Genomic DNA, 19,275 nt, shown 5'->3' with positions numbered 1-19,275 from the left:
ACGTCGACAGACGCGCTTGCTCAAGGAGCTAGCGACCCGGCGTGCGCGTTCTTGAGCCCGCAAGCGCGCAACGCTGTGGATCGATCAGGCCACCGAACTTTCGGGTTCTTCCGGTTCGATGCGGTTGCGGCCGTTGCCCTTGGCCCGATACAAGGCCTCGTCCGCACGCGCCAGCAACGAGGCAGCGGTGTCGCCGATGCGAAACCACGCCACGCCGACCGAGCAGGTCACCTGCAGCGCTCGCGCGGCACCGACCTCGTAGGGCGGCAGGCTGATCGCTGCGTGGATGGCGCGCAGGCGGTGCTGGCTCTGGCGGTTCATGCCAGGCAAGAGCAACAGCAGTTCTTCGCCACCGTAGCGGCCCACCTTGTCCGAATCGCGCAGGCACGCGGTGAGCCGGGCGCCGACCTTGGCCAGTACCGCGTCGCCGACCAGATGGCCGTGCTCGTCGTTGACCTGCTTGAAATGATCCAGGTCGATCAGCACCACCGCCAACGGGTGCTCGGCATGCGCGCAGGCCTGCAGCTCTTCGGTCATGGCATCGAGAATGCCGGAGCGGTTGAGCAGGCCGGTGAGCGCATCGTGGCTGGCCTTCAGTGCCAGCGCCGCGCGGGCGCTCTCCAGGTCGCGTTTTTCGTGTTCCAGCTGATAGGTGCGTTCGGCCACCAGCTCGGCCAGCATGCGTTCGCGCGCGACCAGATGGCGGTGCCGCCAGGTCCACAGACCGATCAGCAAGCCGCCGCCGATCAAGATGTACAACGCGATCGCCGGCGGGCTGCGCCACCACAGGGGCGCGACTGCAAAGGCCAGATCCACCACCGGCGAGGTGGTGCGCCGATAGCGGTCCACCAGTTGCACCTGCAGGCGGAAATGCCCGGACGGCAACGGCGGCTGGTCGATCGACAGGTCGTCGCTCTCGATCCATTCGTTGTGCAGACCCAGCACGCGATAACGCACGGTCAGCCGGCTCGGGTCGTCGTAGACCTCCATCGTCGACAGCTCGATATGGAGCGGCGTGTCGCTCCAGCCCAGCAGCTGCCCGGCGCGGATCGGCGCGCCGCCGCGGCTGACGCTGTCGATGCGCACGCTGGGCTGGCGCTCGTCGAACAGGCGCGCCGGGTCCTTCAGGTGGCTGACGCCGCGCGCGGTGCCGATCCACACCGAGCCGTCCGGATCTTCGGCGAATGCGGCCTCGGACACGTCGTCCCAGAGCAGGCCCTGCGACTGCGACAGATGCGCCCAGCGCTCGCCGTTATAGACCTCCACGCCGCGTGCGTGGCCCACCCAGACCCGCCCGAGGCTGTCGCCGCGCATCAGGTACACGCCGACATCGCGCAGCGCTTCGTCGCTGATCGCCTGCAGGTCCAGGCCATCGGCGAGCAACATGCCGTGCCACAGGCCGGGGCGATAGAACGCCAGCCACACTTCGCCGCTGTCGCTGATGTGGAACTTGCTGATCCACGGGTCGGCGTCGCCGCCGTTGACCTTCACCTGCACCTTGGACCAATGCCTGTCCTGCAGCCGGAATAGCCCGTTGGCACTGGACACCCACAGCGTGCCGTCGGCGGTCTGCTGGACATCGGTGTAGGCGATCGTCGGCATGCCGGCGGCCGGCTGCAGGCTGCCGCCGTCCAGCGGGCGCTCGATCACGAACAAGCCGCCGACCGTGAGAATCCACAGGCGGCCCTGACGGTCGATGTGCAGGCGCCGACCGGTGCGCGGAAGTTTGGCGATCTCGGCGCTGCGGCCGTCCGGCCAGTTGCGGCGCAGCAGGCCGGCAGAATTGAGCGTCCACAGGCTGCCGTCGGTGCTGCGCGCCATGCCGACGATCTGGATGCCCGATTGCGGCAAGGCCGGTACGAACCGCCCGCCCGCTTGGGCCTGTCGTCCCACGCCGTGCTCGTTGCCGACCAACAATGCGTTCTGTGCATCGCGTGCGATGGACCAGGTGGGCGCGGCCGGCATGCCTTGCGAAGCATCCCAGTTTTCGATCCATTCGTAGCCGGCCCAGCGCACCAGGCCTTCGCCGTCCACGGTCATCCAGACATCGCCATCGCGGTCCACCACGATCGCATCGCTGCTGCCGGGCGGCAGTCCGTTGTCGGTGCCAAAGCTGCGCCAGGCACCGTTTTCCCAGCGTGCCAGGCCGTCGTTGCGGCGTACCAGCACGCGCCCTTCGCGGTCCATCACCAGTGGCGCCGGTTGCCCGACCGTGCTGCTGTCCAGCAGCGGCAACGTCCGCCCAGCGAATGTGCCCGCATGTGGCGCGCGGTAGAGCAGGGTGCCGGCACCGCGCACCCACAGACCACCGTCGTTGTCGCGCAACACGCTGTACCAGCGATCGACCGGCACGCCCTCGTCGGGCCCGTAAACCGTTACCTTGCGCTGTGCATCGATGGCGCACAGCTTGCGTCCGCAGCCGACCCACAGCGTGTCGCCTTCCACCGACAGGCTCAACACCTTCGACAGCTCGGGCACCCGCACCCGCGTGGCGGTGTCCAGCAGTGATTCGCTATGCCAACGGCCATTGCTGCGCGCGCGCAGTATTTCCAGTTCGCCGCCATTGGCGATCACCGTGCCCCAGGAAAGGCTGGCAAGCAGCAGGCCTTCCTGCAGGTGCTGGGCTTCATCGCGCGCGAGCTTACGAAAGCCATGCTCGTCGCCGATGAACAGCGCCTGGAAGCCGGCAACCCACAGGCGCCCATCGGGCTGTTCGCTGATTGCCGTAATCGGTTCGTTGCGCAGGCCGTCCAGCATCACCTGTTGAAAGATGCGGCCGTTGTAGCGATACAGACCGCTCTCGGTGCAGACCCACATCAAGGTGCTGCGGGTCTGCAACAGGCAGGTGCCGGCAAGGCCGAGCAGACCCTGGTCATGGGCATAGCGGCGGATGCTGGCGCTCTGCGCGCTGGCCAGCTCGGCAAACGACAGCAACGCCAACAGCAGCATCGCAGCAAGCGATGCCGCTCGGCCTGACGACCTCCATTGGCGGTGCAAAAACCCCACGGGCGTTGCAATCTCCCACGCATCGGTGCGTGCGGTCCGCGCCCCTCGCGCGGGTGACTCACGCTTGCCATTGGCAGCCCCCCATAGCGGCCGCGATATATCGACTAGCGGCTGTTCACGCGATTTACTTTAGGACAACGCCGTTGCCAGTGCACAGCGGCCAGGCAGGCGCGAGCGCTGTACGACGCCAATGTGTGCATCCCATCAAGGCGACTGTGCGCCATCGATGCAAATGTGTGCATCTCATCGATGCGCCTGCGCGTTGTCGATGCATTGGATGATCGCGCCAGATGTGCGTGGCAGGTGCAGGACGCGGCAATCGAGGCCGGCAGTGATCGAGCGAACACGACCCACACGCAGGCACGCGTTGGATCGAACGAGACTGCGCTCAAGCTTCATGTTCGATCCACTCGGCATCTCACCCGACCGCGCGCCCGTGGCCGTCGCATGCCCTGACAACGTTCAGCGCTGCATGGATGCGGGCGCTGCCGCAGCCCGGCGTGATGCCTCCAATCGCGATGACGCGACCGCAGCGGCCTCGCAGCGATCAGTTGCCGACAGTGCCGGATGCCGCAGCGAGGTGGGAGGCATCGTAATAGATGCGATTGCGGCCGCTGCGTTTGGCGCTGTACAGCGCGGCATCGGCGCGCGCCAGCAATTGCTCCAGGGTTTCGCCGGGAATGAACCAGGCCACGCCGATCGAGCAGGTGACGTGCAACCAGCCACCGTCGATGGCGTAATCGCCGCAGATGCCGCTGTGCAGCGCATCGAGCCGATGCGTGGCTTCGTGCGTCAGCCCCGGCAGCAGCGCCAGCAATTCTTCGCCGCCGTAGCGGCCGATCCGGTCGTCGCCACGCACCAGCGTATCCATCCGACGACCGACCCCGGCCAGCACCGCATCGCCGGCCAGATGCCCGTGCTGATCGTTGACCAACTTGAAGTGATCCAGGTCGATCAACACCACCGCCAATGGCCGCGCCGTTGCATCGGCCCGCAACAGCATCTCGCGCAGCGTGGCGAGAATGCCGGAGCGGTTGAGCAGGCCGGTCAGTTCGTCGTGGGTGGCCTTGAGTGCCAGTTCGGCACGTGCCGATTCCAGGTCGCGCTTGTCCTGTTCCAGCTCGGCAGTGCGCTCGGCAACCAGCTGCTCCAGTTCGCGCTTGCGTCGCAGCAGTTTGGCCGTGCGCCAGCGCAACAGCACGATCACCGCTGCGATCGCCAGCAACACGTACGCGATCAAGGCGGGAATGCCGCGCCACCAGGGCGGACTGAGCACGAAGGCAAAGCGCGTGATCGGGCTTGCACTGCGCTGGCCCGCGTCCACGGCCTGCACCTCCAGGGCATAGCGGCCAGGCGGCAGCAGCGGATAGGTGATGTGGCTGAGCGAGGTGCTGGTCCAGCTGGCCTGGTGGCCTTCCACGCGGTAGCGGAAGCTGATGCGGTCCGGGCCGCCTTCGGCACCGGGCGTACTCAGATCCACATCCAGCGGAACCTGCGACCACGGTACCTGCGCACCGGCAGCAAGGGTCTGCCCGCCACGCTGCACGCGCAGCACCTCCACCCGGAGCGGCGGCGAGGTGAACGCACGCGACGGATCGATCAGATGGGTCAGCCCGCGGCTGCTGCCGAGCCAGACGCTGCCATCGTTGTCCTCGAACAGCGCATTGGCAGACACGTCGTCCCACAGCAGGCCCTCGCTGCGCGTGGCGCGCGACCAGCGTCCACGGTCCAGCAGGTCCAGGCCCTGGCTGCTGCCCAGCCACAGGCGTCCCTTGCTGTCGTGACGCAGGATGAACGGCATCACGCGCGACACCAGCGTGTCGCTCACTGCGGTCAGCGTGACCTGCGCATCGTCCTGCACGGCGCCGTGCCACAGCCCGGTGTCGCGCAAGGACAGCCAAAGCTGACCGTCGTCGGAAAAGTCCAGCAGGAAGTAATCGTGGCTGGGAAGGTTGCCGTGCACCTGCACCTGCAGCCAGCGGCCGTTTTTTTCCTGGCGATACAGCCCTTCGCGCGTGCTGGCCCACAGTCGACCCCGAGCATCCAGCTCGATATCGCCGACGAACGCCGCCGGTACCGCTTCCTCGCGCCTTGCCTGCAGCGGCAGTTCGGGCGGGACGGAGTACAGGCCGCGCGGCGTGGTGACCCACAGCACCCCGCGCGAATCGAACAGCAGCTTGTTGGTGGGCAGGCCAAGCTGCAGCACGTCGATGGTCTTGCCCGTTCGCGGGTCGCGACGTGCCAGGGCGCCGGACGAGCGCGCCACCCAGGCCGCGCCATCTGCCGGCGACAGCGCGATGGAGATCGATTGCAACAACGGCTCACCATTGGCCAGTGTCCACGGCTGCATGCGCCCGGTCCGCGGATCCAGCACATTGGAGCCGGCATCGCCGCCTACCAGCAGCTCCCCACTGGGCAGCCGCTGGATGGCCCAGGTCGGCGATTCGGCCAGACCCTGGCTTTCGTCCCAGTGCTCGATGGTGCCGTAGCCCAGCCAGCGCTGCACACCCAGGCCGCGCGTGCCGATCCATAGCTGGCCGGTGCTCTGCATCATCAACGGGCCGACCATCGGGCTGATCGACAACCCCTGATCGTGCCCGAAATAGCGCCAGTGATCGCCTTCCCAGCGCACCATTCCGCGGTCGGAGCGGGTAATCAGGCGGCCCTGCGCATCCTCCGACAAGGTGGTTGCGCCGGACAGGGTGTCGAACCGGGTACCGGCCGGGGGTGCGTGGTCGCGGAACACCCGCTCGCCCGGCGCGCGCGACATCACCAAGCCGCCGCCGCGCAGCCACAGGTTGCCGCGATGGTCGCGGAACACCGCGCGCCATTGCCGTTCCGGCACGCCGTCGGCATCGCCCAACTGGGTGATGCGTCCGTCGGCATCGATGCGGCAGACGCGTTGTCCGCAACTGGCCCACAGCGCTGTGCCGTCGGCCAGCAAGGCTTTACCGGCGGGCAGGGTGGTGCCGTCGTCCAGCCGCAACGGCAGCACCCGGACGCTCCAGCCGCCCGGCTTGGCCGGCAGCAGGTGCAATAGCTGATTTTCGCTGACCACCACCACGCCGCCCGCGTACGGGGCGATCACATTGCCGCTGTCGGCGCGGATCGCGGTGCCATTGTGCAATACCGGTCTGAAGGTGATGCCGTTGCGCACGAACACGCCGTTGGCGCTGGCCACCCACAGGCGCCCGCGCCCATCCAGCGTCAACGCGCGGATATAGCGTGCGTCCAGCCCGCTTTCGCGGCCGACGGGAATGAGTTGTTCGCGTTCGAAACGATGCAATGCCAGTTCGGTACCGACCCAGACCACGCCCTGTCGGTCCTCGAGCAGGCTGTTGACGGTCATGCCCTGCAGGCCATCGGCCTGGGCGTAATCGTGAAAGCTATAGGTTTGCGCCCATCCGCTGCCCGCGATCAGCCACCCGAGCAGGCACAGCGCTGCCAGGCGCAGCGCCTTGCCGCGCGAACCAGGTGGAACGAACAGCGCAGACACGTTGGGCATCGGTTTCCGCGAGAAGAAGGCAATGCGATCGAATGGGTCAATCGTCCCCAGCGTTGACGGCGACCGGTCGCAAAACTTGAGCGGCCGTACGGTCAGCCCGTCAGTTCTCTGGCGGAGTCGAAGGCGGTGTCGAACATGCGCTGCACCGGTGGCGCGAACTCGCTTGCGAAGCTGGACAACAGGAACAGCCCCAATAAGACCGTCAGCGGCAACCCAAGTTGCATCGGGTTCAACGCCGGCGCCGCCTTGGCCAACGCGCCGAAGGCCAGATTGACCGCCAGCATCGCCACCATCATCGGCAAGGCCAGGGTCAGCCCGCCGCGCAGGATCTGCAGGAACAGGGTCGGCGCCACCTCCGCAAACGCGCCGGCGTCGGGAATGGCCGTGCCGATCGGCAGCGCCTTGTAGCTGTCCACCAGCAGCGAGATCACCGCAAGATGCCCGTTGGCCGCAAAGAACAGCAAGCCGAACCCGATGTAGAACCACTGCGCGATCACACCGGAGGTCACCCCGCGCATCGGGTCGGACATCTGCGCAAACGACAGGCCGGTGGACTGCGACACCAACTCGCCGGCCAGTGCGCCGGCCTCGAAGATCAGCTTCAACATGAAGCCCATGCTGGCGCCGACGGCCAACTCGCGCGCGATGCTCAGCACTGCCTGCGCGGTGAATCCGTCCCACTCCGGCACCGGCGGCAGGATCGGCGCCAGCACCATCGACAAGGTCCCGGCCAGCATCACCCGCACCCGCCCGGGCACTGCGCGCGTGCCGATCAACGGCATGGCCGTGAGCAAGGCACCGGTGCGCAGCATGGTCCACATGATCGCCCCGACCATCGCAAACGCGCGCTGGCCGTCGATCACCATCTGGGTAGCGGAATCCATCCGGTGCGGCCCGCTAACCGATCAGATGCGGAATGCGCTGGAACAGCGCAATGGTGAACTCCACCAGATGCCCCAGCAGCATGCTGCCGGTGGCGAACAGGGTCGCGGTCAACGCGACCGCCTTGGCCACGAAGCCGATGGTGGGTTCATTCAACTGGGTGGCGGCCTGCACCACGCCGATGACCACACCGACGATCAACACCGCCAGCAGCATCGGTCCGGCAATCCACAGGACGGTGACCAGGCCACCACGTAGTTCAGTCAGGGCGATTTCAGGGCTCATGGGGCGTGCTGATGCAAGTCGGGTGCCAAAGGGGCGGGGATTGGAGATTCGGGATTTGGGATTCGTTGTTTGGCTGGCAGTTTCGCGGTTACGGAGACTGCTGTCAGCCGTTGCGGTATTGGTGCCGTTGATTGAGGTGCTGGATTCTGCTGCTGCTTGAACTGCGCTTTGCTGTTGGCTTTCAGGGGCCCCATACCGCAGCGGCAAGGCCGGCAGATACAACCCGCAGGGCGGCGCGCATGGATGCGCGACGTTTTTGTAAGGGACAGGGATGTCCCTTACAAAAATTTCTGCCGGACTTGCGCACCCGCAGCGCCGGAGGCGCGGAGGGCGCGAGGACGGGGTGTGCTTTCTTTTGGTTACTTTTCTTTGCACAAGCAAAGAAAAGTGACTCGCGCCCGACAGGGCGTGAAAGCCTTGATTTCACTGCGTGGCATTGATAAGCGAAATCAATGCGACGAGGCAACACAGGTGCAAGTGCAAGTGCAAAGCTTTCGTCCCCCTTCGGGGGGCGAGTCACTTTCTTTGCTTGTGCAAAGAAAGTAACCAAAGAAACACGCCCCCGTCCTCGCGCCTTCCGCGCTGCGCGCTCCAGGTCCGCAATCCGGGTAGAAATTTTTGTAAGGGACATCCATGTCCCTTACAAAAACATCGCGCATCCATGCGCGATGCCCTTCGGGTTGTATCTACCCGGCTTGCCGCTGCGGTATGGGGGCCCGCACGAGCAAAAAGCTGAAAGCGGAGGCAACAGCAAGAGCGGAGATCGGAAAGCTGAAAGCGATAAGAGACAGCTGGACACTGCAGCTATGGGACCGGTAGGGAGAGCCGGAACCACCGCGCTCAGGCCTGCTGACGCTATCTGCCGAACTCAACCAGGCGTAAACACCACTCAAATTGGATGTGGCTCAGCTGGATCCAATGACAGTGCCAGCCACATCGATCGCGCGCGCAGCGCGCCATCCATACCTACGACGCGTTGAAGCTCGCTGCCAGCGTGCCCACCACCAGCACCCATCCATCCACCAGGATGAACAGCAGGATCTTGAACGGCGCGGAGATCAGCATCGGCGACAGCATCATCATGCCCATCGACATCAGCACGCTGGCCACCACCAGATCGATGATCACGAACGGGATGAAGATCAGGAACCCGATCTCGAAGGCGGTCTTCAGCTCGCTGGTCACGAACGAGGCCACCAGCACCGGGAACGGCACCGCGTCCGGACCTGCGTACTTGCCGTCGCCGGCCATGCCCGCGAAGGTCATCAGATCGGTCTCGCGAATCTGCGCCAGCATGAAGGCGCGCAGCGGCTGGGTGGTCAGCGTCCAGGCGGTGGAGAAATCGATCTGGTTGTTGAGGTACGGCTGCAGGCCGGCACCCCACATCTTTTGCCACACCGGCATCATCACCAGCGCGGTCAGGAACATCGCCAGGCCCAGCAGCACCTGGTTGGACGGGGTCTGGCCGGTGCCCAGCGCCTGACGCAGCAGGCCCAGCACGATGGTGATGCGGGTAAAGGCGGTCAGCACCAGCAGCATCGACGGCAGCAAGGTGATCGCCGTCATCAGCAGCAGGGTCTGCAGCGGCAGGCTCACCGGCTGGTCGCCGATGCGGCCCACGCTCACGTTGGGCAGGTTCGGCAACTGGTTGGAGCCGGGCGGCACCGCCGGCGCCGGTGTGGCAGCGGCAGCGGGGGCAGCGGCCTGCGCCATCGACGGCAACGCGGCCGGCGTGGCGGCGGCCAGCAGCGGGCAGCTCATCACCAGCAGGATCAAGACCAGGCGCAGGCTGCGCCCCCAGCGATTCCAACGACTGAACATGTCACGGGTCCTTGCGCAGCTTCTGAGCGAGCAGCTGGGCGAAATTGGGGAGTTGCTTGAAATTGGGCAGGGTGGGAGCGGGCGCTGGCGGCAGCGGTTCGGGCAAGGTGTGCAAGGTGCTGATGCCGCCGGCGGTGACGCCCAGCAGCAATTGCTGGCCGTTGACCTCCACCACCACCACGCGTTCCTTGGCACCCACCGCCAGGCTGGTCACCACGCGCAGGCCCTCGCTGTTGCGGAAACCGCTGCCGGGCATGCGCTTGAGCAACCAGCCCAGGCCGACGATCAGCGCGAGCACCAGCAGCAATGCAAAGACCGCGCCAAACAGGCTGGGCGAGGACGGCGCCTGCGCGCCGACCTGGGTGGCCTTGGCCGCGACCGGCGCGGCGGCAGCCAGCAGGCCGATCACCGCAGCCTCCGGATCCGTTCGCTGGGGCTGACCACGTCGGTCAGGCGGATGCCGAAGCGGTCGTTGATCACCACCACTTCGCCATGCGCGATCAAGGTGCCGTTGACGTAGACGTCCAGCGGCTCGCCGGCGCCGCGTTCCAGTTCCACCACCGAGCCCTGGTTGAGCTGCAGCAGGTTGCGGATCGGGATGCGGGCGCGGCCCACTTCCAGCGACAGCGTCACCGGCACGTCCAGGATGACGTCCAGGTTGAGGTCGGTGGCATTCTGGTCGTGCTCGGCCTGCAGGTTGTCGAAGGTGGCGGGCGCGGCGTCGAGGATGTCGGAGTTGATCATTTGCTGGGGTCCTGGGATGGAACGGCACGCGGGGCTTGCACGCCGGGCGGGCGGACGGCGGTGATCTTCACGGCGTTGTTGCCGTTGGAGACGCCGAATTCGCCGGTGAACATGGGAATGTCTTCCACGCACAGCGGTACCTGCGCGGGCAGATCGATCGGCAGGATGTCGCCGACCTTCAGGCCGGTGAGCTGGCGCAGGCTCATGCGTTTGCTGGCCAGTACGCTCGACAGCGTCACCTCGGCGGTGTTGAGCTGCTCGCGCAGCATGACGTTCCAGGAGTCGTCGCGGTCGTTGCGGTCGCTCTGGATGCCGGCATCGAGCAGTTCGCGGATCGGCTCCAGCATCGAATACGGCAGGGTGATGTGGATCTCGCCGCCGCCGCCTTCCAGCTCCACATGGAAGCGGCACACCACCACGTATTCGCGCGGGGTGACGATGTTGGCGAAGTGCGGGTTGATCTCCGAGTTGATGTACTCGAAGTCCACCTCCATCACCGGCGCCCAGGCTTCCTTCAGGTCGGCGAAGGTCTGCTTGAGCATCAGCTGGATCACGCGCATCTCGGTGGCGGTGAATTCGCGGCCTTCGATACGGGTATGGAAGCGGCCATCGCCACCGAAGAAGTTGTCCACCACGGTGAACACCAGGGTGGGTTCGAACACGATCAGGCCGGTGCCGCGCAGCGGCTTGAAGCGGATCAGGTTGAGGTTGGTCGGCACGTACAGCGAGTGCATGTACTCGTTGAACTTGACCAGGTCGATGCCGCGCACCGACAGGTCGGCCGAGCGCCGGATCAGGTTGAACAGGCCGATGCGCCACAGCCGCGCAAAGCGCTCGTTGACCATCTCCAGGGTCGGCATGCGGCCACGGATGATGCGGTCCTGGCTGGACAGATCGTATTGCCGCGCTTCGCCGGGCAGCGGCTCCGGCTCGGTGTTGACCGCACCCGAATCCACGCCATGCAGCAGGGCATCGATTTCGTCCTGGGAAAGCAGATCACTCACGCTCATGGGGCAGCCTTACTGGGTGACGAAACTGGTGAACAGCAATTCTTCGATGCATTTCTTGCCGGTTTCGCTGGTCATGACCTTCTGCGCTTCGGCCAGCGCGGATTTCTGCAGCTTCTGCTTGCCGGCCAGATCGGCCACGTCGGTGGCCTTGACCTGAGACAGCAGCATCAGCAGGTGCGCGCGGATGGCGGGGGCGTTCTCGGTGATGAGTTTGAGTTCTTCCGGGTCGCGGGTGACCAGCTGCACTTCGACCTGAAGATACTGCGGGCCGTCGCCGGGATCGGCCAGGTTGACCACAATCGCCGGGTCCATCGGGAAGTACTGTGCCGGCTTTGGCACTTCGGCCACCTTGGGGGCATCGTGCTTGCCGCCTTTTTCATCGCCCTTGTGGCCGAGGAAGAACCACGCACCGCCGCCGGCCGCGGCCAGCACGACCACGCCAATGGCGATCAGCAGAAGAGGCTTCTTGCCGCCTTTCTTCTTCTCTTCTTTCTCTTCGGTCTTTTCAGGTTTCTTGGCCGCTGCCACGTTCTGCTCCAGGGGAATGCTCACCCAATGGATGCAACTGGCGTGCCAAAACCGCGACGGATTCCTGGCGCCGCGTGGGCGCGTGTGCAAAAACCCCCGCAAGCCTTGCGCTGCGAGGGTTCAGAGCGGGCGGCAAGGTCAGCGCGCGCTGCGTTTTTGCGTTGCGCCGGGCCGTCCCGACGCGGCGGCTCAGGCGTAGGCGTCCAGCAATCCACGCTGGCGTAACACTACCGACGGAATTCCGACGGGCGGGCTGTCGTCCAGGGTGAGGCCGGTGCCATCGCGCCCGCTGCCGTTGCCGTTGCCGCTCTGGCCTTGCTGCTGTTGCTTGCCCACATCGGCCTGGCCGAGCTGGAAACCGTTCTGGCCGAGCATTTCGCGGAGCCGCGGCAGGCTCTGTTCCAGCGCCTGACGGGTATCGGCACTGGCGGCGGTGAAGCTGGCGTTGACCTTGTCGCCATCCAGATGCAGCCGCACCTCGACCGGGCCCATCTCGTTCGGGGTGAGCTTGATGTGCGCGTGGCCGATCTTCTGGTCGGCCAGCCAGCTCAAGCGCGCGCCGATGGCGTCGTCGAAGGTGTCGCTGCCCATCTCCGGGGTCGGCGTGGGCGAGGCGCTGAAGATCGGCGCCGGGTCCTGCAGGCGGGTGAGCGTGGGCGCGGCGGTGGGCAGCACGAACGCCGGGGCATCCGGCGCGTCTACTGCTGCGCTGTCGTCGGCCGGGTCCAGTGCCTTGACCGCCATGCTCATCAGCGCGGCGGTTTGCGCATCGCCGCTGACCGCAGTGGTCAAGGTGGGCTTGGCGCCTGCGGCGGCAGCCGGCGCAAGCGCACCCAGGGCGGGCAGGGCGGTGGCGGTTGCGGCAGCAGCGGCTGTAGGCGCGGTGGTATCGGTCGGCAGTGCAGTCGCGGTCGGCGTGGCGCCGGCCGCATTGGCCACACTGGCGGCGAGCGCTGCGGCAGCGGCGGCGAGCACATCGCCGCCCGGTACTGCCTGGGCCAGCAGGCTCATGCCAAAACCGCCCAGGCCGGCGGGCGGCCAGCCGGCCTCGGTGGTCGTGGCCGCATCGGCGGGGGCGTCCTTGCTGTCCTTGCTGGCAGTTGCGCTCTTGCCGCTCGCGGTGGCGGCACTGCTGTCCTTGGCTGCGGATTCCTTGGCGGGCTGGGCAGACTTGGCATCGCCGTCCTGGGCGCGCGGGCGCTTGGTCGCATCGCCGGGTGCGTCGTCGCCCTGTTCGTCGTCGGCGCGGTTCTTGTCGGATTGGCTGGATTTGGCGGCAGGCGGCTTGGCCGGCACGCGCTCGGGCGCCTGCGGCGGGGCGTGGTTGGGTGTGTTGGCCGGATTGAGCATGCGCGCGAACTGGTCCTGCGCCGGATCCTGCTCGGACGACGGGTCGCTGTAGCTGGACTTCTTGCCGGTGCTGGCAAGCGCGCCAAGGCCGGCGGCAAACGCGGACAGGGGGTTCATACGGATTCTCCGTGAGTATCTTCGGCCCGCGCCAGGCGCGAGCGGCGTGCGCCCAGATCGTCCATCTCGCGCTGGTCGCGACGTTCGATCACCTTGTTTTCCTGGGCGCGGTAGCTGGCGGCCAGTTGCTCCAGCACCTGCTTTTCGCGGCTGGCCAGCAGCAGGCGGGTGCGCTCGGATTCGACCTTGGCGATGTTGCTTTCCACGGTCTGGGCCTGCTGCAGCACGGCGCTGTCGAGCCGGTCCAGAAAGGCGCGGCGGTTGCTCAGCGCCACCGCGCTGGTGCCGGCCATGTGGCTGTTGGCGTATTCCTCGGCGTAGCGGCGCAGTTCTTCCAGGCGCGACTGGTGGGTCTCCAGCACGCGCTGGCGCTCGGCCAGGTCGCGGGCGACCTTGTCTTCCTGTTCCTGGGCCCGCCGCAGCAGGGGATCGATTCGCTTGGACTGCATCATGGATTAATTCTCGGGTTCCACCAGTTGCTGCAGCGCGGACAGGCTGTCGCTCAGCAGCGATGCCTTGTGGACGTCCTGGCCAAGGAATTCGACGATCTCCGGCCAGCGCGCCAATGCTTCGTCGGTGGCCGGGTCGCTGCCGCGCTGGTAGGCGCCGATGGCAATCAGGTCGCGGTTGGCGGTGTAGGCAGAGAGCAGGCGCTTGAGCTTGCGGATGCGCAGGCGCCAGGGCTCGTCGGCGATATCCTGCACCACGCGGCTGACCGACGATTCCAGGTCGATGGCCGGATACAGGCCGCTGTCGGCAACCCGACGCGACAACAGAATATGGCCGTCCAGGATGGCGCGGGCGGCGTCGGCGATCGGGTCCTGCGGGTCGTCGCCTTCGGTCAGTACGGTGTAGAAGGCGGTGATCGAGCCGCGGCCCTTGGCGCCGTTGCCGGCACGTTCCACCAGCGCCGGCAATTTGGCGAACACCGACGGCGGGTAGCCGCGGGTGGTCGGCGGCTCGCCGACCGACAGGCCGATCTCGCGCTGCGCCTGGGCGAAGCGGGTCAGCGAGTCCATCAGCAACAATACGTTCAGGCCCTGGTCGCGGAACCATTCGGCAATGGCAGTGGCGCGGTAGGCGCCATGCAGGCGCGCCAGCGGCGGGCGGTCGGCCGGGGCGGCGACCACCACGGCCCGGCGCAGGCCTTCCTCGCCCAGGGTGGTCTCGACGAAGTCGCGCACTTCGCGGCCACGTTCGCCGATCAGCCCGACCACGATGACATCGGCCGAGGTGAAGCGGGTCATCATGCCCAGCAGCGTCGATTTACCGACACCGGAGCCGGCGAACAGGCCCACGCGCTGACCACGGCCGATCGGCAGCATGGCGTTGATGGCGCGCACACCCACGTCCAGCGAGGTGGTGATGGGTTCGCGCGCCAGCGGATTGATCGACATGCCGGCCATGCTGACGCTGCCTTCGCCGCGGATCGGGCCCTTGCCGTCCAGCGGGGTGCCATCGCTGTCGATGACGCGGCCGAGCAGGCCTTCGCCCACTTCCACACCGCCACGGCGGCGCGAGGGCACCACGCGGGCGTTGGGCAGCAGCCCATGCAATTCGGCGCTGGGCATCAGGTAGGTACGTTCGCCGGCAAAGCCGACCACTTCGGCATCCACCCAGCCGCCGTCGACTTCGACCTTGCAGGTGGCGCCCATCGGCGCTTCGCAGCCGGTCGCTTCCAGGGTCAGGCCGACCGCGCGGCGCAGGATGCCTTCGCGGATCAGGGTGCGTCCGGCGGTGGGCTCCAGGCCAAGCGTGCCCAGCCGGGTGGCCAGGCGCAGGTTGCGTGCATCCAGCCAATCGGCCGGGGTGGCACCGAACAGGGCGCTCACAGGCCCGCTCCGGATTTACGCATGACCGTCTCCAGGGCGGCCCGCAGGCGCGCGTCCAAGGTGCCGTCCACGCGCACGCTCTCGGCGTGCACGCGCAGGTCGCCGCGGCTCAGGCTCAGATCCGGGGCCACGCGGGTGGTGCTGCTGGGCGCCAGATGCGGCAGCAGCGCGGTGATATCGTCCGGGTGCAGTCGCACTTCGACTTCGCGGCCGGCGCCACCGACTGCATCCACGGCCTCGCCGACCAGGTCGGCCAGCAGCTGCGGTTCGACCTGGTAGGCACGCCCGACCAACTGGCCGGCGATGCGCACAGCCAATTCGCCAAGCGCGCCGACCACCTCGTTTTCCAGCCGCGCCAGCGGACGGGTGAAGTTGTCCAGGATGCCGTCGATCTGCGCGGTCAACCGGCGCACTTCGGACTGGCCCTGGGCAAAGCCCTCGGCATGGCCGCGGGCAAAGCCTTCCTGCTGGGCGGCGTCTTCGATGGCCTGGATCTCTTCCAGGGTCGGCGGGCGCAGCACCTGCTCGTATGCGGCCGGTTCGTCGAACTCCGGTTCCGGCGCGGCCAGGGCCATGTGCAGGTCGGGGGCCAGCCAGCGGGTGACCACGTCGTTCATACCATGGCCTCCGCACCGGCGCCGCCGAGGCTGATGGCGCCTTCGTCAGCCAGGCGGCGGACGATGGTGAGGATTTCCTTCTGCGCCGCTTCCACGTCGGCCAGGCGCACCGGGCCGCGCGCTTCCATGTCTTCGATCAGGATCTCGGCAGCGCGCTGGGACATGTTGCGGGTGATCTTCTCGCGCACCTTGGTGTCGGCGCCGCGCAGCGCCAGGCCCAGGCGCTCGCCGGAGACTTCGCGCAGCAGCGTCTGCAGGCCACGATCGTCCAGGTCCACCAGGTTGTCGAACACGAACATCAGGTCCTGGATCTTGGTGGCCAGGTCGGCGTCGATCTTGCTGATCTCGCCCAGCACGCCCTGGTCGGCGCCGGTGTCCAGGAAGTTGAGGATGTTGGCCGCCACCTTGATGCCGCCCACGTTGGACGACTTCAGGTTCTGGTTGCCGGCAAATTGACGCTCCATGATGTCGTTGAGCTCGCTCAGCGCGTTGGGCGGGATGCCGTCCAGGGTGGCGATGCGCAGCAGCACGTCGGCGCGGGTGCGCTCGGGCAGGTTCTTCAGCGACTCGGCCGCCTGGTCGCTGTCCAGATGCGCCATGACGATGGCGATGATCTGCGGGTGCTCGTTGCGCACCAGGTCGGCCACCGCACGCGGGTCCATCCACTTCAGGGTGTCCAGGCCGGTGGTGTTGCGGCCGAGCAGGATGCGGTCGATCAAGCCGCCGGCCTTGTCGGCACCCAGCGCCTGGATCAGCACGTTGCGGATGTAGTCGTCGGCGCCCACGCCCAGCGAGGTCTTGCCGGCCAGTTCGCCGTTGAACTCGTCCATGACCTTCTCGACCTGGTCGCGCGAGATGCCGGTCATGGTGGCCATGGCGATGCCGATCTTCTGCACCTCCTTGGGGTCCATGTGCTTGAGCACTTCGGCGGCGTCGCTTTCGCCAAGCGACAGCAACAGCACGGCAGCGCGTTGTACGCCGGTCATCGGTGGTGTATCAGGCTTCACTGGCGACCCATCCCTTTACGACTTGTGCGACACGTTTTGAATCGGCTTTGACTGCTTCGCGTGCGACGCGCATGCGCTCTTCGTAGGCATCCGGCAGGGCGATCGGGGTCTTGCGTTCCTGCCCGATGCTGGCGGTGTCCTCGCCCATGTGGGGCAACAGCGACTCCTCGTCGTCGACCATCCGCACATCGGCGCTCTGCGGAGTGCCATCGTTGCCGCCATTGCGCTGCTTTTCCTTGACCGCGGTCACGCCGGTGAGCTGGCGCAGGGTGGGGCGCACCACGCCGAACAGCAGCGCCAGCACCACCACCGCACCGACCAGCAGGCGCAGACCGTTCTGCACGCGCGGGTCTTCCCACCACTTGGGGCCTTCCTCGCCCGCAACCGCTTCCCGCACAAACGGGGCGTTCATCACCGACACCGTGTCGCCACGTGCCGCGTCGAACCCCACCGCCTGCTTGACCAGGCCCTCGATGCGGGTGAGCTCGGCGGCCGTCAGCGGCTGCTCGACCATCTTGCCCTTGGCACCGGGGCGCGGGACGTTGTCCAGCAGCACCGCCACCGACACCCGCTTGATGCGGCCGGCCGGCTGACGGGTGTGTTGCAAGGTTCGGTCCAATTCGTAATTGCGGGTGGCGCTCTTGGAAGTCTCGGTCGGCGCGGCAGGAGCCGCGGCCTGGCCGTTGGCAGCGGCCGGGGTGCCCGGTGCGCCGGCGACGGCCGCAGCCGGCGGCTGGCCGGGACTGTTGCTGGTGGCGCCCGGAGGACCCTGCGGGCCGGTGGCGCTGGTGCTGGTGTCGCTGACCTGCTCGCTGCGCAGCTTGGCCGGCTCGCCGTTGTAGAGTTCGCGGGCTTCTTCGACCACCGAGAAGTCCATGTCCACGCTGACTTCCGGGTTGACCCGGCCCGGGCCGGTCATCGGCTCGAGCAGCTCGCGGATGCGCTGGTTGTAGGAGCTTTCCTGGCGACGCACCTGCTCGAACTGGGCGGCATGCTGGGCGGCATCGCTGTTGGGATCGGCGATGGAGAGCATGCGACCGCTCTGGTCGACCACGGTGACGCGTTCGGGGGTCATGTCCGGAATGCTGGACGCCACCAGATTGACGATGGCATCGACCTGGTTGCGCTCCAGGCCCTGGCCGCCGCGCAGCTCCAGCACCACCGAGGCGCTGGCCACTTCGCGCTGACGGGTGAACGCGCTGGGCTTGGGGATGGCCAGATGCACGCGTGCCTCGCGCACCGGGCGCAGGGTGCTGATGGTGCGCGAGAGTTCGGTTTCCAGCGCGTGCTGGTAGCGGGCGTTTTCCACGAACTGGCTGACCCCGAAACCCGGGTCCTTTTCCATCAACTCGAACCCGCCGCCGGTTTCCTTGCCGGTCAGGCCGGAGCCGGCCAGCTTCAGGCGCGCATCGTACAGGCGGTCCTGCGGAACCGAGATGGCGCCGGTGTTCTGGTCGATCTTGTACGGGATCTGCGCGGTGCGCAGCAGGTCGGCGGCCTCGGCATTGCCCTTGTCATCCAGGCCGGTGTACAGCGACTGGTAGCCGGGCTGCTGCGACCAGAAGAACACCGCCAGGCCTGCACCCACCGCCAGGGCTATCATCGCCATCATGGTCAGCTTGCGGGTGATCTGCAGGCTGCGGACACGGTCGAACCACTGGCCCGCCTTTTCGGCGTTCTGGTTCATGTTTTCTTTGCTGATCGCGAGAGCCATGTGTCGTCAACCTTTACAGCGGCATGTTCATGACGTCCTGGTAAGCCTGGACGAGACGGTTGCGGACTTCCACGGTGGCGCGGAAGGCCACCTGGGATTGCTGGGAGGCGACCATGACCCGGGCCAGATCGGCACTGGGGTCGCCCATTTCAAACGCCTTGGAGAGCGCGCCGGCCTTCTGCTGGGCCTCGTTGACGCCGCCGATGGCGCCGCGCAAGGTCTCGCTGAAGCTCGGCGCCTGGGTGGCCGGCGTTCCCTGTGCGCCAGCCAGTCCCTGGATCTGATTGCCGCGCGCCGCATCGCCCACCGCACCCATCGGGCCTTGGCCCATCTGCGTCTGGTAGCTGCGGATCTGCGAAAGAATCGAGGTAACGGAGTCGCTCATGGGTGCGGTCAGCCAGGGAGGCATCCACACCGATGCAAGCGGCGTGCCGAAATCGTGCCGGGATTCCGGCGCGGGCACGTTCCTGCCGCGCCCTGTCGCGAGCGCGTCGCAGCGATACCGCCCCCCATCCGCCCTTCGGGCACCTTCCCCCGCACGCGGGGGAAGGGAGTCGGTGATGGTCAGTTGCAGTGGACTGACAGATCACTCGCAGCCAAGGTTTTCCTTTCCCACGTCACGCGCAGCCAATGCTTTCCCTTCTCCCGCGGGCGGGAGAAGGTGGCGCGTAGCGCCGGATGAGGGCGGCACCGTCAATTGCCACGCCGCTGCATGCATGGCAACGCGCAGACTAGCGTGTGGTCGCATGCCCCCATCCGCCCTTCGGGCACCTTCCCCCGCAAGCGGGGGAAGGAAGCCGGTGATGGTCAGCTGCAGTGCACCGACAGATCACGCACAGCCAATGCTTTCCCTTCTC

Annotated in this window: 16 protein-coding genes; all 16 read right to left on the bottom strand. The window is 66.9% G+C overall.

Annotation, left to right across the window (positions count from 1 at the left end; translation table 11 throughout):
• Positions 1-84: 84 nt before the first annotated feature.
• A complete protein-coding gene (locus FHY18_RS01470) occupies positions 85-3,006 on the bottom strand; it encodes a ligand-binding sensor domain-containing diguanylate cyclase (protein WP_259150215.1) in 2,922 nt (973 codons plus the stop codon).
• Between the two features lie 547 nt (positions 3,007-3,553).
• Positions 3,554-6,511: a diguanylate cyclase gene (locus FHY18_RS01465; protein ID WP_259150206.1), complete on the bottom strand. Its 2,958-nt coding sequence runs from the start codon at positions 6,509-6,511 to the stop codon at positions 3,554-3,556.
• A 92-nt stretch (positions 6,512-6,603) separates the two neighbouring features.
• Entirely contained in the window at positions 6,604-7,395 is a 792-nt protein-coding gene (gene fliR, locus FHY18_RS01460) for a flagellar biosynthetic protein FliR (protein WP_259150203.1), read from the bottom strand.
• Positions 7,396-7,408: 13 nt separating this feature from the next.
• Positions 7,409-7,678 carry a flagellar biosynthetic protein FliQ gene (locus tag FHY18_RS01455; protein WP_005996207.1) on the bottom strand — a complete coding sequence of 90 codons (270 nt, stop codon included), beginning with the start codon at positions 7,676-7,678 and terminating at the stop codon, positions 7,409-7,411.
• 966 nt (positions 7,679-8,644) lie between these two features.
• Entirely contained in the window at positions 8,645-9,499 is an 855-nt protein-coding gene (fliP, locus tag FHY18_RS01450) for a flagellar type III secretion system pore protein FliP (protein WP_259150195.1), read from the bottom strand.
• A gap of 1 nt (position 9,500) precedes the next feature.
• A complete protein-coding gene (gene fliO / locus FHY18_RS01445; protein WP_259150191.1) occupies positions 9,501-9,908 on the bottom strand; it encodes a flagellar biosynthetic protein FliO in 408 nt (135 codons plus the stop codon).
• On the bottom strand, positions 9,905-10,243 hold the full coding sequence (gene fliN, locus FHY18_RS01440; RefSeq protein WP_046965541.1) for a flagellar motor switch protein FliN: 339 nt from the start codon (positions 10,241-10,243) through the stop codon (positions 9,905-9,907). Before fliN ends, fliO begins: the two co-directional genes overlap by 4 nt.
• Entirely contained in the window at positions 10,240-11,253 is a 1,014-nt protein-coding gene (fliM, locus tag FHY18_RS01435) for a flagellar motor switch protein FliM (protein ID WP_046965540.1), read from the bottom strand. The genes fliN and fliM overlap by 4 nt, the downstream gene beginning before the upstream one ends.
• 9 nt (positions 11,254-11,262) lie before the next feature.
• Complete coding sequence (locus FHY18_RS01430) at positions 11,263-11,805, bottom strand: flagellar basal body-associated FliL family protein (protein ID WP_259150174.1); 543 nt, start codon at positions 11,803-11,805, stop codon at positions 11,263-11,265.
• 165 nt (positions 11,806-11,970) lie between these two features.
• Positions 11,971-13,248, bottom strand: a complete 1,278-nt coding sequence (locus FHY18_RS01425) for a flagellar hook-length control protein FliK (RefSeq protein WP_259150171.1) — start codon at positions 13,246-13,248, stop codon at positions 11,971-11,973.
• Positions 13,245-13,700 (bottom strand): flagellar export protein FliJ, encoded by a 456-nt coding sequence (gene fliJ, locus FHY18_RS01420; RefSeq protein WP_259150169.1) that lies wholly within the window; start codon positions 13,698-13,700, stop codon positions 13,245-13,247. The genes FHY18_RS01425 and fliJ overlap by 4 nt, the downstream gene beginning before the upstream one ends.
• A 3-nt stretch (positions 13,701-13,703) precedes the next feature.
• Positions 13,704-15,080, bottom strand: a complete 1,377-nt coding sequence (fliI, locus tag FHY18_RS01415; protein ID WP_005997126.1) for a flagellar protein export ATPase FliI — start codon at positions 15,078-15,080, stop codon at positions 13,704-13,706.
• Positions 15,077-15,697, bottom strand: a complete 621-nt coding sequence (locus tag FHY18_RS01410) for a FliH/SctL family protein (RefSeq protein WP_259150164.1) — start codon at positions 15,695-15,697, stop codon at positions 15,077-15,079. The genes fliI and FHY18_RS01410 overlap by 4 nt, the downstream gene beginning before the upstream one ends.
• Positions 15,694-16,683 carry a flagellar motor switch protein FliG gene (gene fliG / locus FHY18_RS01405; RefSeq protein ID WP_046965535.1) on the bottom strand — a complete coding sequence of 330 codons (990 nt, stop codon included), beginning with the start codon at positions 16,681-16,683 and terminating at the stop codon, positions 15,694-15,696. Before fliG ends, FHY18_RS01410 begins: the two co-directional genes overlap by 4 nt.
• A 10-nt stretch (positions 16,684-16,693) precedes the next feature.
• The gene (gene fliF, locus FHY18_RS01400) at positions 16,694-18,418 is read right to left on the bottom strand and encodes a flagellar basal-body MS-ring/collar protein FliF (RefSeq protein ID WP_259150162.1); all 1,725 of its coding nucleotides are present in this window, start codon (positions 18,416-18,418) and stop codon (positions 16,694-16,696) included.
• 13 nt (positions 18,419-18,431) lie between these two features.
• Positions 18,432-18,803, bottom strand: a complete 372-nt coding sequence (gene fliE, locus FHY18_RS01395; RefSeq protein WP_010373676.1) for a flagellar hook-basal body complex protein FliE — start codon at positions 18,801-18,803, stop codon at positions 18,432-18,434.
• Positions 18,804-19,275: the final 472 nt, after the last annotated feature.

It is taken from the genome of Xanthomonas sp. 3793, from assembly GCF_024806835.1.
Taxonomy (GTDB): domain Bacteria; phylum Pseudomonadota; class Gammaproteobacteria; order Xanthomonadales; family Xanthomonadaceae; genus Xanthomonas; species Xanthomonas arboricola_F.
The sequence above is the reverse complement of the archived record's forward strand: the minus strand, read 5'-3'. Positions and strand labels throughout refer to the sequence as shown.

Bases quoted from the DNA above. Each gene is read 5' to 3' on its own strand.
- FHY18_RS01465 (WP_259150206.1), bottom strand. From the start codon at position 6,511: ATGCCCAACGTGTCTGCGCTGTTCGTTCCACCTGGTTCGCGCGGCAAG.
- fliR (WP_259150203.1), bottom strand. From the start codon at position 7,395: ATGGATTCCGCTACCCAGATGGTGATCGACGGCCAGCGCGCGTTTGCG.
- FHY18_RS01455 (WP_005996207.1), bottom strand. From the start codon at position 7,678: ATGAGCCCTGAAATCGCCCTGACTGAACTACGTGGTGGCCTGGTCACC.
- fliP (WP_259150195.1), bottom strand. From the start codon at position 9,499: ATGTTCAGTCGTTGGAATCGCTGGGGGCGCAGCCTGCGCCTGGTCTTG.
- fliN (WP_046965541.1), bottom strand. From the start codon at position 10,243: ATGATCAACTCCGACATCCTCGACGCCGCGCCCGCCACCTTCGACAAC.
- fliM (WP_046965540.1), bottom strand. From the start codon at position 11,253: ATGAGCGTGAGTGATCTGCTTTCCCAGGACGAAATCGATGCCCTGCTG.
- FHY18_RS01425 (WP_259150171.1), bottom strand. From the start codon at position 13,248: ATGAACCCCCTGTCCGCGTTTGCCGCCGGCCTTGGCGCGCTTGCCAGC.
- fliJ (WP_259150169.1), bottom strand. From the start codon at position 13,700: ATGATGCAGTCCAAGCGAATCGATCCCCTGCTGCGGCGGGCCCAGGAA.
- FHY18_RS01410 (WP_259150164.1), bottom strand. From the start codon at position 15,697: ATGAACGACGTGGTCACCCGCTGGCTGGCCCCCGACCTGCACATGGCC.
- fliG (WP_046965535.1), bottom strand. From the start codon at position 16,683: ATGACCGGCGTACAACGCGCTGCCGTGCTGTTGCTGTCGCTTGGCGAA.
- fliF (WP_259150162.1), bottom strand. From the start codon at position 18,418: ATGGCTCTCGCGATCAGCAAAGAAAACATGAACCAGAACGCCGAAAAG.
- fliE (WP_010373676.1), bottom strand. From the start codon at position 18,803: ATGAGCGACTCCGTTACCTCGATTCTTTCGCAGATCCGCAGCTACCAG.